14 protein-coding genes are annotated in these 14,172 nt (G+C 57.3%); 7 read left to right on the forward strand and 7 right to left on the reverse strand.

Features of this window, described 5'->3' with window-relative positions; translation table 11 throughout:
* The first annotated feature begins 321 nt into the window (after positions 1–321).
* Both umuD and umuC read left to right on the forward strand, forming a co-directional pair.
* On the forward strand, positions 322–741 hold the full coding sequence (gene umuD / locus FJU30_RS05245) for a translesion error-prone DNA polymerase V autoproteolytic subunit (RefSeq protein WP_150433941.1): 420 nt from the start codon (positions 322–324) through the stop codon (positions 739–741).
* Positions 741–2,009 carry a translesion error-prone DNA polymerase V subunit UmuC gene (gene umuC / locus FJU30_RS05250; protein WP_150433942.1) on the forward strand — a complete coding sequence of 423 codons (1,269 nt, stop codon included), beginning with the start codon at positions 741–743 and terminating at the stop codon, positions 2,007–2,009. The genes umuD and umuC overlap by 1 nt, the downstream gene beginning before the upstream one ends.
* Positions 2,010–2,091: 82 nt before the next feature.
* Here umuC and FJU30_RS05255 read toward each other — a convergent pair whose 3' ends face one another.
* Both FJU30_RS05255 and FJU30_RS05260 read right to left on the reverse strand, forming a co-directional pair.
* On the reverse strand, positions 2,092–2,376 hold the full coding sequence (locus FJU30_RS05255; protein ID WP_150433943.1) for a YciI family protein: 285 nt from the start codon (positions 2,374–2,376) through the stop codon (positions 2,092–2,094).
* An 85-nt stretch (positions 2,377–2,461) separates the two neighbouring features.
* Positions 2,462–2,653, reverse strand: coding sequence for a YdfD/YebW family protein (locus FJU30_RS05260; RefSeq protein WP_150433944.1), 192 nt, complete (start codon positions 2,651–2,653; stop codon positions 2,462–2,464).
* A 374-nt stretch (positions 2,654–3,027) separates the two neighbouring features.
* Here FJU30_RS05260 and FJU30_RS05265 point away from each other — a divergent pair, with 374 nt between their 5' ends.
* The 3 genes from FJU30_RS05265 to prc all read left to right on the forward strand — a co-directional run bounded on the left by FJU30_RS05265 (position 3,028) and on the right by prc (position 6,363).
* Positions 3,028–3,525 carry a GAF domain-containing protein gene (locus FJU30_RS05265; RefSeq protein WP_150433945.1) on the forward strand — a complete coding sequence of 166 codons (498 nt, stop codon included), beginning with the start codon at positions 3,028–3,030 and terminating at the stop codon, positions 3,523–3,525.
* A gap of 95 nt (positions 3,526–3,620) precedes the next feature.
* Complete coding sequence (proQ, locus tag FJU30_RS05270; RefSeq protein WP_150433946.1) at positions 3,621–4,328, forward strand: RNA chaperone ProQ; 708 nt, start codon at positions 3,621–3,623, stop codon at positions 4,326–4,328.
* A gap of 19 nt (positions 4,329–4,347) precedes the next feature.
* Positions 4,348–6,363, forward strand: a complete 2,016-nt coding sequence (gene prc / locus FJU30_RS05275) for a carboxy terminal-processing peptidase (protein WP_150433947.1) — start codon at positions 4,348–4,350, stop codon at positions 6,361–6,363.
* 305 nt (positions 6,364–6,668) lie between these two features.
* Here the strand turns inward: prc and potD are convergent, their stop codons facing one another.
* The 4 genes from potD to potA are packed head-to-tail and all read right to left on the reverse strand — an operon-like array spanning position 6,669 to position 10,490.
* Positions 6,669–7,712, reverse strand: a complete 1,044-nt coding sequence (potD, locus tag FJU30_RS05280; RefSeq protein WP_150433948.1) for a spermidine/putrescine ABC transporter substrate-binding protein PotD — start codon at positions 7,710–7,712, stop codon at positions 6,669–6,671.
* 45 nt (positions 7,713–7,757) lie between these two features.
* Positions 7,758–8,534: a spermidine/putrescine ABC transporter permease PotC gene (potC, locus tag FJU30_RS05285; RefSeq protein ID WP_150433949.1), complete on the reverse strand. Its 777-nt coding sequence runs from the start codon at positions 8,532–8,534 to the stop codon at positions 7,758–7,760.
* Positions 8,531–9,391 (reverse strand): spermidine/putrescine ABC transporter permease PotB, encoded by an 861-nt coding sequence (gene potB, locus FJU30_RS05290; RefSeq protein WP_150433950.1) that lies wholly within the window; start codon positions 9,389–9,391, stop codon positions 8,531–8,533. Before potB ends, potC begins: the two co-directional genes overlap by 4 nt.
* A complete protein-coding gene (gene potA, locus FJU30_RS05295; RefSeq protein WP_150433951.1) occupies positions 9,375–10,490 on the reverse strand; it encodes a spermidine/putrescine ABC transporter ATP-binding protein PotA in 1,116 nt (371 codons plus the stop codon). The genes potB and potA overlap by 17 nt, the downstream gene beginning before the upstream one ends.
* A gap of 426 nt (positions 10,491–10,916) precedes the next feature.
* Between potA and pepT the strand changes: the two genes are divergently transcribed.
* Together pepT and FJU30_RS05305 are read left to right on the forward strand one after the other, a co-directional pair.
* Positions 10,917–12,149, forward strand: coding sequence for a peptidase T (gene pepT / locus FJU30_RS05300; RefSeq protein WP_150433952.1), 1,233 nt, complete (start codon positions 10,917–10,919; stop codon positions 12,147–12,149).
* A 273-nt stretch (positions 12,150–12,422) separates the two neighbouring features.
* On the forward strand, positions 12,423–12,887 hold the full coding sequence (locus FJU30_RS05305) for an Hsp20 family protein (protein ID WP_150433953.1): 465 nt from the start codon (positions 12,423–12,425) through the stop codon (positions 12,885–12,887).
* Between the two features lie 108 nt (positions 12,888–12,995).
* Here the strand turns inward: FJU30_RS05305 and FJU30_RS05310 are convergent, their stop codons facing one another.
* Positions 12,996–14,117 (reverse strand): ribosomal protein uL16 3-hydroxylase, encoded by a 1,122-nt coding sequence (locus FJU30_RS05310; protein ID WP_150433954.1) that lies wholly within the window; start codon positions 14,115–14,117, stop codon positions 12,996–12,998.
* Between the last annotated feature and the right edge of the window lie 55 nt (positions 14,118–14,172).

Raw genomic sequence — 14,172 nt, forward strand, 5'->3', positions numbered from 1 at the left:
CAGCAAGCAGCAAGCAGCAAGCAGCAAGCAGCAAGCAGCAAGCAGCAAGCAGCAAGCAGCAAGCAGCAAGCAGCAAGCAGCAAGCAGCAAGCAGCAAGCAGCAAGCAGCAAGCAGCAAGCAGCAAGCAGCAAGCTCGCCGCCATATGCTGAATAGTCCGCCATATCGCCCAGCGCCGGGCGTCCTCCTCCGGACAGGGGCTATGAACCCTGGCTTTGCGCCATGACTGCTGCGGATAAATTTATACTGTGTATCGGCGGCGCGGTTGCATTAGCCGCCAACAATAATTAAGCTGTATATAAACACAGTATTTGGCGTGATTATGCATGTAATAAAACTCAGTGAGTTGCCTTTCGGTCCGGCATTACCGCTGTTCGGCGATCGTATCGCGGCCGGGTTCCCCAGCCCGGCGCAGGACTATGTTGAGCAACGCATCAATCTGAATGATGTTTGTGTTCAACATCCCGCGGCCACCTATTTCGTGCGCGTTTGCGGTGATTCGATGGTTGACGCCAGCATTAATGACGGCGATTTGGTGGTGGTCGACAGTTCACTGCAGGCCCGGCATGGCGATATTGTGATTGCGGCGATCGGGGGGGATTTCACCATCAAACGCCTGCAGACGACGCCGCGCCCGGCGCTGTTGCCGATGAACGCCCGCTATGCGCCAATTTATCTCAATCCGGCGGAGCAACTGGATATTTTTGGGGTGGTCACTTACGTGATTCACGCGCTGCGCTAATGTATGCATTGGTGGATGTTAACGCGTTTTACGCCAGCTGCGAGACGGTATTCCGTCCAGACCTGCGGAACCGACCGGTAGTGGTGCTCAGCAACAACGACGGCTGCGTGATCGCCCGCTCCGCCGCCGCCCGCGATCTGGGGATCAGGATGGGCGCGCCTTTTTTCCAGATCCATCCTCTTCTGCGCCGGCACTCGGTGGCGGTGTTTTCGTCAAACTATGCGCTGTATGCCGATATGTCGAACCGGGTGATGACCACGCTGGAGCAGATGACGCCGGAGGTTGAAATATACAGCATCGATGAAGCGTTTTTAAATCTGAGCGGTATCGGCGCCGAAGGGCGGCTGGAGCAACTGGGGCGGGAGCTAAAGGCGCGCATATTGCGCGATACCCATCTGGCGGTGGGCGTCGGTATCGCGCCCACCAGAACGCTGGCGAAATTAGCCAACCATGCGGCGAAGCGGTGGCCGAAAACGGGCGGCGTGGTCGATTTATCGCAGCGCGACCGCCAGCGCCGGCTGCTGGCGATTATGCCGGTCGAAGAGGTGTGGGGCGTTGGCCGGCGGCTGTCGCGCAGCCTGCGCGGGGCCGGCATCGATACGGCTTTGCAACTGGCCAGTTGCGATCCTGCCTGGGTGCGCAAGACTTTCAGCGTGGTGCTGGAGAGGACGGTGCGCGAACTGAGGGGGCAGTCCTGTCTGGAAGCGGAGGCGGTGGCCGCCGCCAGGCAGCAGATTATCTGTTCCCGCTCGTTCAGCAAACGCATCACCGTCTATGAGGATATGCGGCAGGCCGTCTGCTCCTATGCGGAGCGCGCGGCTGAAAAATTGCGCGGCCAGCGTCAGTCCTGTCGTCAGGTGTCGGTGTTTATCCGTACCAGTCCGCATGCCGCCGGAGAGGCTTTTTGCGCCCGTCAGGCCAGCAGTCATCTGCCGGTTTCCACCTGCGATACTCGCGATATTGTCCGCCTGGCGACGAATGCGCTCGATCAGATCTGGTCGACCGGCCGCCGCTATATGAAAGCCGGAGTGATGCTGACCGACTTTTATCGCCACGGCGCGGAGCAACTGCCGTTATTTAGCGAGCGGGCGCCATGGTCAAACAGTACACCGCTTATGCAGACCATCGATCGGATTAATCAGTCGGGAAAGGGGCGGGTATGGTTCGCCGGGCAGGGGACGGAGCAGCACTGGGCGATGAAGCGGGAGTTGTTATCGCCGGCGTACACCACCCGGCTAAGCGATCTGCCGGTGGTAAAAGCCTGCTGAACGGCAATCAGCCAGCGCGGACGACAGGCGGCCCCGCCGGCTGGTGTTACAATCCCGGCGGGAAAACAGCGATAACGGGATATCAGAGGTCTTTGAGAGCGGAAAGTGCATCGACGGCCATGGACGGCTGAAAATCAATAACCTCATAATCGGCAACCGCGATAAAAGGATCTTGCTTCAACAGATCATTCAGTTGTTCTCTGTCCATACTGCGGGCCAGAATCACGCCGCCGGTGCGCGGGTTTTTGCGGCCAGAAGCCAGAAAATGCCCCTCACGGTAGTTTTTTTGCAACCATGCGACATGCTGCTCCAGCAGCGCATCGACATCGGCTAATACTTTTTTGTAGCTCAGACTAATAATATACATACACCCTCCATTTATAACCGCATTATCTTACACTTATCAGTCCGCAGAATAAAAGGCCATACCCGGCGTCCGCCGCGGGCGACGGTCAAAAATCACCGTATTCCTGGGCCGGAAGCCAAAATCCGTCGATAAAATCTTCAACCGGAAAGCAGCCCGCGTGACGTAAGCGCTGCTCCTGCATCGCATCCAGGCACTGGCGTTCGTTGTTATAGACGCCAATCACCATATCATCGCAGCCATTTCCCAGATAACAGACAAAAATTACCAGAGCAAACATGATGTTTCCGGTTATCCTTTCTTTTCTCACCTGAGCTGAAGTGTAGATGAAATCATTTGTCAACGTGAGCGCGGCGCGAGAATTTCAGAGCATGCCGAATGGGCGCGCCGCGCGCGAAAGCGTGCGCTTGCGCCGTGAGGCTGCGAATTAAATGGCGCCGCGCGGCTGATAGGTTATATTTTCATATTCCCTGCACGCACAAGAGGGATGTCTGGCATTATCGTCCGACCGGAGCGGTCAGGCGGCGGCCATTGAACCGGCCGGACGTCGGCGGCAACGGAATTTGAATCCGTGTTTAATGTACGTACCCGCTGAGCGGGCAGAATGAATCGGGTCTGAAGCTACAATGATATTTTATGAGTAATCAATAGGTTATGATCAAACAACGTTTTTACACTGATTTAGTGCGCGACTTATCGGCATTGATTGCCGGCGAAAACCGCTTTATTACCATTCTGGCCAACAGCAGCGCCCTGCTGTATGAGCGACTGGACGACGTGAACTGGGCGGGTTTTTACCTGCTTGACGACGACACGCTGTTCCTCGGCCCGTTTCAGGGTAAGGTCGCCTGCGTCAGAATCCCGTCCGGCAAAGGGGTCTGCGGACGCGCGATCGCGGAAAATCGTGTGCTGCGGGTGGATGACGTGCACGCGTTCGACGGGCACATCGCCTGCGATGCCGCCAGCAATGCGGAAATTGTTTTGCCGCTGTGCGTCGGCGGCAGAACTTTCGGCGTTCTCGATATCGACAGCACGCGTCATCGGCGCTTCGATGCGCAGGATGAGGAAGGGTTAAATGCGGTGGTGGCGACGTTGTGCGCGCAGCTTGAATTGAGTGATGCGCTGACTTTTATCAATTCTCTTTCACGTTGAGAGACGGATAACGTGGCAATTGCCGATGGCGTCATTATAATGACGCCTGTTCATGCCTGCGCTGGTTGGCAAACCCGTTGTAATCAGGAAATTTCATGGAAAATCAACCTAAGTTGAACAGCAGTAGAGAAGTTATTGCCTTTTTGGCTGAGCGGTTCCCGCTTTGCTTCACCGCAGAAGGTGAAACGCGCCCGTTAAAAATCGGGATTTTTCAGGATCTTATCGCCCGCGTACCGGAAAGCGATAACGTCAGCAAAACGCAATTGCGCTCTGCGCTGAGATTGTATACGTCAAGCTGGCGCTATTTGTACGGTATTAAACCGGGCGCTCAGCGTGTCGATCTGGACGGTAACCCGTGCGGAGAGCTGGAACAGCAGCATGTGGATCATGCGCGCAAACAGCTGGAAGATGCGAAGGCGCGCGTTCAGGCTCAGAGAGCGGAACAGCAGGCGAAGAAACGCGCAAGCGGCGACGCCGCGCCCGCGTCTCGTCCGGCTAACCGCAAGCCTGCCGTTCGTCGGGAGGGGAAAGGCGCGGCCGATGCCCGTAAGCCGCAGCCTGCAGGTCAGAAAGTAAATCGTTCGTCGTCTCCTCGCCCGGCCCGTGCGGCTAACGGCGAGCAGCCACAGCAGCATGTTGCGGTGACGGATATTTCCCGGCTGAAAATCGGTCAGGAAATCAAGGTCAGAGCGGGTAAAAGTGCCATGGATGCTACTGTGCTTGAGATTGCGAAAGGCGAAGTCAGGGTGCAGCTTGCCTCCGGCCTGGCGATGATTGTGCGCGCAGAACACTTACAGTTCTGATACGGAGGCCAACCAGGGCATGAACAAATTTGTCAGAATAACCGCGTTAGCAGCATTACTGCTGACGGGAAGCAGCTTCGCCAACGAAAACATTACCCGGGTCGATCAGATTCCCCAGCTCCGCCCGGAAGCGCAGCATGCGACGGTAAGCGAGCGCATCAGCTCGCGTTTTTTACGCTCTCATTATCGCCAGTTTATGCTGGACGCCTCGTTTTCCGGCAAAATATTTACCCGCTATCTCAATATGCTCGACTACAGCCACAATGTGCTGCTGGCGTCCGATATTGAGCAATTTTCCGCGCAGAAAACCCGCATCGGCCCGGAAATGGCGCAGGGCAAACTCGATACGCCTTATGCGATGTATAACCTGGCGCAGAAGCGACGTTTTGAGCGCTATCAGTATGCGCTGTCGCTGCTGAATAAGCCGATGAACCTCAGCGGTAATGATTCCATCGAGCTTGACCGCGGTAAAGCGCCGTGGCCGGTCAGCGAAGACGATCTGAACCGGCTGTGGGACGCCCGCGTCAAATATGACTGGCTGAGCCTGAAACTGGCCGGTAAAGACGATAAAGAAATCAAAGATGTGCTGACCCGCCGCTACCAGTTCGCCATTCGGCGCCTGGCGCAGGGCAACAGCGAGGACGTCTTTCAGCTGATCATGAACGCCTTTGCGCGCGAAATCGATCCGCATACCAGCTATCTGTCGCCGCGCAACACCGAGCAGTTTAATACCGAAATGAGCCTGTCTCTGGAAGGGATTGGCGCCGTGCTGCAAATGGACGACGACTATACGGTGATCAACTCGCTGGTGGCCGGCGGACCGGCCGCGAAGAGTAAGAATATCAGCGTGGGCGATCGCGTCGTCGGCGTCGGCCAGAACGGTCAGCCGATGGTGGATGTGATCGGCTGGCGTCTGGACGACGTGGTGGCGCTGATCAAAGGGCCGAAGGGCAGTCGGGTGCGGCTGGAAATTCTGCCGGCCGGTAAAGGCACCCGGACGCGTACGGTAACGCTGACGCGTGAACGTATCCGCCTGGAAGACCGCGCGGTCAAAATGTCGGTGAAAACGGTCGGTAAAGAGAAGGTCGGGGTGCTGGATGTGCCGGGCTTTTATGTCGGTCTGACCGATAATGTGAAAGTGCAACTGCAGAAGCTGGAAAAACAGCATGTCAGCAGTATCGTCATTGATCTGCGCAGCAACGGCGGCGGCGCGCTGACCGAAGCGGTCGGGCTGTCCGGCCTGTTTATCCCCAGCGGTCCGGTGGTGCAGATTCGCGATAATAACGGCAAGGTTCGCGCCGACAGCGATACCGACGGCACGGTTTACTATAAGGGGCCGCTGGTGGTGCTGGTGGATCGCTTTAGCGCTTCGGCGTCGGAAATATTTGCCGCCGCGATGCAGGACTACGGCCGGGCGCTGATTGTCGGCGAGCCGACCTTCGGCAAAGGCACCGTGCAGCAATACCGTTCGCTGAACCGCATTTACGACCAGATGCTGCGGCCGGACTGGCCGGCGCTGGGTTCGGTGCAGTACACCATTCAGAAGTTCTACCGTATAACGGGCGGCAGTACCCAGCAGAAAGGGGTTACGCCGGATATCATGATGCCGACCGGCGGTCAGACGGTGGAGACCGGCGAACGTTTTGAAGATAACGCGCTGCCGTGGGATAGCATTAATGCGGCGGCTTATACCCGCAGCGGCGATCTGGCGCCGGAAGTCCCGGCGTTGATCAAACTGCATCAGGCGCGTATCGCCAGCGATCCTGAATTCCAGTATATCGAGCAGGATCTGGCTCGCTACAACGCGATGAAGGACAACCGCAATATTGTGTCGCTTAATTTCGCCCAGCGCGAAAAAGAGAATCACGATGAGGAAGCTACGCGTCTGCAGCGGATTAACGATCGACTGACCCGTCAGGGCAAGAAGACGCTTAAATCGCTGGACGATCTGCCGAAAGATTATCAGGAAGCCGATCCTTATCTGGACGAAACGGTGCATATTGCGCTGGACTTCGCCCATCAGCAGAAGGATTAAACGCGGTTTTAACGCGCCGGACGTAGCGCCGGCGCGCGCGATACCTTTCTCTATGCCCGCCCTGCGCGGGCATATTTTTTGTCACGCTTAAACCACCGCCTATGGAAGTGGTTATCGTTCCTGTGGGGCTTTGCCCGTAGCATGCTTATGCTAAATACTGCCCCAGTTCGGTAGCCGACGGCCCGCCGCGCAGGGGGAGGCGGGCAGGTAAAGAATACGGAGATTGACTGGTGAAGGAATGACGCGGTGCGGCTGTCTGGCGCGCCGCGGCTCCCTTGTCGGTCAGGGGCGCGCGGCAACGGGGGCTAACGGCCGGCCTTCAACTGCTGAAAATAGGTCTCGTACAGCGTGCTGGCTTCGCCGACATCGTTCTGCCATTCGCCTTTCCGGATCACTTCATCGTCAGGATACAGCGATTTATCATTGGCGATTTCCGGCGGCAGGCGTTTCCTGGCGGCGAGATTCGGCGTCGGGTAACCGATGGTTTCCGCCACCTGCGCCGCGATTTCCGGCCGCAGCAGGAAGTCGATCAGTTTCATCGCGCCTTCGACGTTTTTGGCGTTGGCCGGGATCGCCAGGCTGTCCATCCAGAAGATACCGCCTTCCTGCGGCCAGATGACTTCCAGCGGGGTGCCGGACTGTCTGGCGACGAACGCTGAGCCGTTCCAGACCATACCCAGATTAACGTCCCCTTCCATAAACGGGTTGCCGGGGTTATCCGAGTTGAACGCCAGCACGTTCGGCATCAGCTTTTGCAGCTCTTTGTAGGCCGCCTCGATCTGCTGCGGGTCGGTGGTATTGGCCGAGTAGCCCAGCTTGCGCAGCGCGATCTGGAACACTTCGCGCGCATCGTCGGTCAGCAGCAGGCTGCCTTTGTATTTGGGGTTCCACAAATCGGCCCAGCTCGTCACGCTGGCCGGATCGAGCTGTTCGCTGTTGATGCCGATGGCGGTGGCGCCCCAGATATAAGGAACGGAATAGTCGTTGCCGGGATCGAAGGATTTATGCAGCAGGTTGGGATCCAGATTGTGGAAATTGCTGAGCTTGTCGGTATCAATCTTCTGCAGCATGCCTTCCTTACTCATTTTAGAAATAAAGTAGGTGGAGGGCACGACTAAGTCATAGGCGCCGTCTTTATAGGTTTTCAGCCGCGCGTACATGCTTTCGTTGGATTCATAGGTGGAATAGATCACCTTAATGCCGGTCTCTTTGGTGAACTGCTCCAGCAGGCCGGGCGGCACGTACTCGGTCCAGTTGTAGAAGTAGAGCGTTTTGGCGTCGCTGGCGTCGGCGGCATGGATACTGAACGCCATGGCGCCGGCGGCCAGCAGGGGTAACCATTTTTTCATGTTGTCGTCTCCTAAAGCTCCAGGGGTAAGCGGCGTAAGCCCGTGTTATTTTCCGCGGCGATCGCGCAGGATAATCTGACTGGTCAGAACCAGCAACAGGGACAACGCCAGCAGAATCGTCGCCAGCGCGTTGACCTCCGGCGACACGCCGACTTTGACCATCGAATAGATCTTCAGCGGCAGAATCTCATAGGACGGCCCGGTGACGAACGACGAAACCACCACGTCGTCCATCGACAGCGTGAAGCTGAGTAGCCAGCCGGCGGCCACGGCCGGCATGGCCAGCGGCAAGATGATCTTACGCAGGATAATCAGCTCGCTGGCGCCCAGATCGCGCGCCGCTTCCAGCATGCGCACGTCAAATCCCTTCAGACGCGAATAGACGGTGATCACCACGAAGGGCAAACAGAAGGTGATATGGGACACCAGCAGCGACCAGAAGCCGAGCGAGATGCCCAGCAGCATAAACAGCACCAGCAGCGAAATCGCCATGACAATATCGGGCGACATCATCACCACGAACAGCATGCCGCCGACAAAAGGCTTGCCGCGGAAACGATAGCGATAAAGCGCCACCGCGGCGAGCGAGCCGATCAACGTAGCGAAGGTGGCGGAGCACACCGCCATGGTCAGCGAGTGCTGCGCGGCCTGCAGCAGGCTGTCGTTATTCAGCAGCGTGCGATACCAGTTCAGGGTAAAGCCCTGCCAGTTAATGCCGAAGCGCGCCTGGTTGAACGAGTTAACGATCAAAATAATGATCGGAATATACAGCCAGGCGTAGATAGCGCCCATAAAACCGGTGCGGCACAGACGTCCGATCATGCCGGCTCCTCCTTTTTATTCAGCAGCCGGGAGGCCCGGTAGTAGACCAGCAGCATCAGGCCCATAATCAGGGTCAGACAAATACTGGTGGCGGCGCCGAACGGCCAGTCGCGGATATTGAGGAACTGACTCTTAATCACATTGCCAATCAGCAGGTTTTTCGCGCCGCCCATCAGGTCGGACACGAAGAACAGCCCCATCGCCGGCAGCAATACCAACAGGCAACCGGCGATAATGCCCGGCATGGTCAACGGGATGATGATGCGGATAAAGGTCTGCCAGCGGCTGGCGCCCAGATCGCGGGCCGCCTCCAGACAGGATTTATCGAGTTTTTCGATGCTGGAATAGAGCGGCAGAACCATAAACGGCAGCAGGATATACACCAGACCGAGGATCACCGCTTCGGGCGTATACATAATACGCAGCGGTTTCTCAATAACGCCCAGCCACATCAGCCATTCGTTCAGATAGCCGCGCGTGCTGAGAAAAATTTTCAGTCCGTAGATGCGGATCAGCGAATTGGTCCAGAACGGCACAATCAGCAGGAACATCAGCAGCGGGCGCAGTTTCGCCGGCATGCGGGCCAGAATAAAGGCGAATGGGTAACCCAGCAGCAGGCAGCACAGCGTGGCGAACAGCGCCATATTCAGCGAGTGCAGCAGCACCTGAGCGTACAGCGGGTCGGCCAGCCGGGTATAGTTATCAAGGGTGAACACCATGCTGACCAGACTGGCGTCGTCGCGGGTCAAAAAACTGGTGCCGATAATCATCAGATTGGGCAGAAACACGAACAGCAGCAGCCAGCCCACCACGCCGGCGATCACGATATTCTGAAATAGCTTACGCGGTTTCTTCATTGCTCAGCACCACCTCCCAGCTTTCAACCCAGGTGACCGCTACTTTCTGATTCAGCGAATGGTCGACGTCGGGGTCGTCCTCGTTGAAGAATTCGCTCACCGTCACCATTTTGCCGCTTTCCAGTTCGATGGTGGATTCCAGCGTCATGCCCTTATAGTTTCTTTCGCGCACGTAACCGATGATGCCGTGCGCCGCGCGGCCGTCGTTGATCTCCTCGACCCGCAGATCCTCCGGCCGCAGCAGTACGTTGAGCGTCTGCCCGGCCTGCACCGGAAAGGCGACGTTGATATGGCACTCGCGTCCCTCGACGTTGGCAAGTACGCGCCGATCGTCGAGGGGCGTCAGCACCGTCGCGTCAAAGATATTGATTTCGCCGATAAAGCTGGCGACGAACAGATTCTTCGGCTCTTCATAGATTTCGCGCGGCGTGCCGTCCTGCTCAATGCGGCCGTCGCGCATCACGACGATGCGATCGGACATGGTCAGCGCCTCTTCCTGATCGTGCGTGACGAAGATAAAGGTGATGCCCAGTTTACGCTGCAGAGCCTTGAGCTCGTTCTGCATTTGTTTGCGCAGCTTATAGTCCAGCGCGGAGAGCGACTCGTCCAGCAGCAGGACGCGCGGGTTGTTGACGACGGCGCGGGCGATCGCCACGCGCTGCTGCTGGCCGCCGGAGAGTTGATGCGGCAGACGCTGCGCCAGTTCGTCCAGCTGAACCATGGTTAAGACGGCCATCACGCGCGGCGCAATGTCCGCCGCCGGCGTTTTCTGCATGCGCAGACCAAAGGCGACGTTCTCAAATACGCTGAGATGAGGAAAAAGCGCGTAGCTTTGAAATACAGTGTTCACATGGCGGTGTTCGGCGGGCAGGGCGGTAATTTGCCGGCCGTCGAGCACGATATCGCCGTCGTCGACCGTTTCCAGCCCGGCGATTAAACGCAATACGGTGGTCTTGCCGCAGCCGGAGGGACCAAGAATGGTCAAAAACTCACCGTTATTTATGGCGAGATTAAAGCCGGAGATAATATCTCTGCCGTGAAAACTTTTCCGAACGTTAATTAATTCTACGATCGGTGCAGGGGAAATTTTTTCTGTCATTTAGCGTATTGCTCTGTTCCGTAAGGGGCTTATTCTTTTGCCCGGGCCGCAGGGATGCAGAACCAATGGTTATCACCTTTATGGCAAAACTCTCAGTTGAGGGAGGGCATTCTACGGGAAATAGGCCGTTAACGCCAAATACTGACGAGCGACCGACTTGCGCCGCGCTGATAGCGAGAGAAATCGCTATATTAGCAGCGGCGCGAGGCATTATTTGTGTTAATTTTTTGTTTCCGCAATGCGTCTTCTTAGTATGCAATAGCGTGGTTTTCCCGGCGACGATGCGCACACCCCGTGAATATTCCCGCGCCGGCCGCAGGTGAAGGGATGGTCGTTAACCGGGTTAACGCGGCAAAAACTGACCTGACGCAATATCTGGCGTGAAAGCCATCTCCATAATGAAACGCAATGTGCAGGAGGCGGACAATGGATAAATTACTCGATCGTTTTTTAAATTACGTTTCTTTTGATACCCAGTCGAAGGCCGGGGTGCGCCGCGTTCCCAGTACAGACGGACAGATGAAGCTGGCGAAAGCGCTGCAGCAGGAACTGCTGGATCTGGGGTTTGAGCAGGTTACGCTGAATCAGCATGGTTGCGTGATGGCGACGCTGCCCGCCAACGTCGCCTGGGATGTGCCGGCGATCGGTTTTATCTCCCACCTCGATACCTCGCCGGACTACAGCGGCAAAAACGTGAATCCGCAGATTCTCGAAAATTATCGCGGCGGGGATATTGCGCTGGGGATCGGCGACGAGGTGCTGTCGCCGGTGATGTTTCCGGTATTGCATCAGTTGCTCGGGCATACGTTGATCACCACCGATGGTAAAACGCTGCTGGGCGCGGATGATAAGGCCGGCATCGCCGAGATTATGACCGCAATCGTGCGGCTGAAAAATCAGCAGATTCCGCATGGGAATATCCGCGTCGCCTTTACGCCGGATGAAGAAGTCGGTCGCGGCGCGCATTTTTTCGATGTGGCGGGGTTCGGCGCGCAGTGGGCCTATACCGTCGACGGCGGCGGCGTGGGGGAACTGGAAGGGGAAAACTTCAACGCCGCTTCGGTGTCGGTGAAGTTCGTCGGCAATAACGTCCATCCCGGTACCGCTAAGGGCGTGATGGTGAACGCTTTGTCGCTGGCGGCGCGCTATCATCAACAGGTGCCGGCGCAGGAAGTGCCGGAACTGACCGACGGGTATGAGGGTTTCTATCATCTGCACAGCGCTAAAGGCACGGTGGAGCGGGCCGAACTGCACTATATCCTGCGCGATTTCGATCGCAGCGGTTTCGAGGCGCGCAAGAAAATGATGCTGGATATCGCCGAAAACACCGGGAAAGGGCTGCATCCTGACTGCTATATTGAAGTTACGATTACCGACAGCTACTACAACATGCGCGAGAAGGTGGAACAACATCCGCATATTATCGCGCTGGCGCAGCAGGCTATGCGCGATTGCGCTATCGAACCGGTTATGAAACCGATTCGCGGCGGTACCGACGGCGCTATGCTCTCTTTCCAGGGGTTGCCCTGTCCGAATATCTTCACCGGCGGCTATAACTACCACGGCAAACATGAGTTCGTTACGCTGGAGGGAATGGAACAGGCGGTGGCGGTCATTATGCGCATCGCCGAACTGACTGCGCTGCGCGCGAAAGCGTAATCGGCGCTACCGTTCTTCTCCCTCGTCCCGGCGCGTCTTGTGCCGCGGACGCAGCGTCTCCGGCGTATAAAAAGCAAAAAATGTGATCAGGATTAAAAAAACGACGCTTGAAATGGTTGTCCGCGCCGCCATGTTATAGTCGGACAAGCGATGCTTGCCTCACATGTTGAACTTTTGAATGTGTATTGCGTCGATACCCTGAATGATTGGCGTGCGGGCGCGCCAGCGCGCCCGCAGCCTGAAGTATGACGGGTATTATTCAGGAGGTTAATCATGGCACTGAGAACCTTGTCGTTGTTCCCCGATATTTCTAATTCGCTGTTTTCCGATCGTTTTAACCGTATAGATCGGCTGTTCAGCCAGTTGACCGGCGATATACCGCTGGAGAGTGCACCGTCCTATGATATTCGCCGGCTGGGCGACAATCGCTTTGCCATTACGTTGAGCGTTCCCGGCTGGAAGGAAGACGAACTGGAAATTAATGCTGCAGGCGGGCAGCTCAGCGTAAGCGGTAAGCGGGAAGAAGAGCGCGCCGCGCAAGATGAAGGCTGGCTGCATCGCGGCATCAGCCGTACGGACTTCAGCGTCAGCTACGCGTTGCCGCAGCACGTTAAAGTACAGGGGGCCGCGCTGGAAAACGGCCTGCTGACCATTACACTGCTGCAGGATATTCCGGAAAGCGAAAAGCCGCAGAAAATAGCGATAGAAAACCGCAAGACGATTGAGCATCAGGCTTAAGTCCTGGCCCGATGAGCGCGCGTCGGCGCGTTAAAAAAGCCCCGCGGCCGGTGATGGCCGCGGGGCTTTTGCGTCATGGTCCGCCGGACGTCGGTGACCGCTCAGACATTAATCGGCAAAATACCAGTAGCCGTTGTTAATCAGCGTGCACAACAGCGCCAGGAAGGAGGGATCGTCCAGCGCTGCGCCGAACTGCCCGGCGTCGACGACAGGATAGTGCGCCAGCGCCGACAGCGCGGCCGTGTGCGGGCTCTGCAGCCATTCGCCGTTGACGAAGCAATGCTCGCCGATGCACAGCACGCGCAATCCGCCGGGGCGGCGCAGCTTTTCGCCCTGCTGCAGCAGGTCGTAGATCTCGCCGGCCTGCCAGGGCGGCTCCGGCGGCGCGAGGTCCAGCTCATGACGCGACTGGGAGATGAATTCGCCCAGCCAGCGGTTAAAGTGCTGCGGCTGCTGCACCAGGTCCAGCATCATTTTCTGCAGCGCGCTCGTTTCCTGCGGCAGAATGCAGGCGGGGTGCGCGCGCGGCGCAATCTCGGGATCGCTATAGCGGTGGCTGCCCAGATCGCTGGCCAGTACGTAATCGGCAAAGCTGCTCAGCAATTCCCGCGCGTTGGGCGCCCGGAAGCCGACGGAATAGTTGAGCGAATTTTCCAGCGAGTAGCCTTCATGCGGGAAACCGGGCGGAATGTATAAAATATCGCCGGATTCCATTTCTTCATCGATAATGGCGTCGAAGGGCGCCACCTGCAGCAAGTCGGGATGCGGACAATGCTGTTTCATCGGCACTTTTTCGCCTACCCGCCAGCGCCGCCGTCCGCTTCCCTGAATAATGAATACGTCGTACTGATCGAGGTGCGGCCCCACGCCGCCGCCGGGTACGGAGAAGGAGATCATCAGGTCGTCCATGCGCCAGTCCGGGATGTGGCGGAACGGCGCCATCAGCGCCGCGGACGGCTCATGCCAGTGATCGACCGCCTGTACCAGCAGCGACCAGTTGGTTTCCCCCAGATGATCGTAGCTTTCGAACGGACCGTGGCTCACCTGCCAGCGGCCTTCGTGATGGCTAATCAGCCGGCTGTCCACTTCGCTTTCCATTGCCAGACCGGCCAGTTCGTCGGGGGCCAGCGGATCGACGAATTGCTGAAAACCGCGCTTAATAATGACAGGTCTTTTCTGCCAGTGACGCTGCATGAAATCCGGCCAGTCGAGATTCAGTTGATAATCCATAGTATGTTCCGGCATGGTAGGGTGAGCGGCAATTATAGCGGAACTCCGGCGCCCG

The sequence above is a fragment of the Affinibrenneria salicis genome (genome assembly GCF_008710095.1).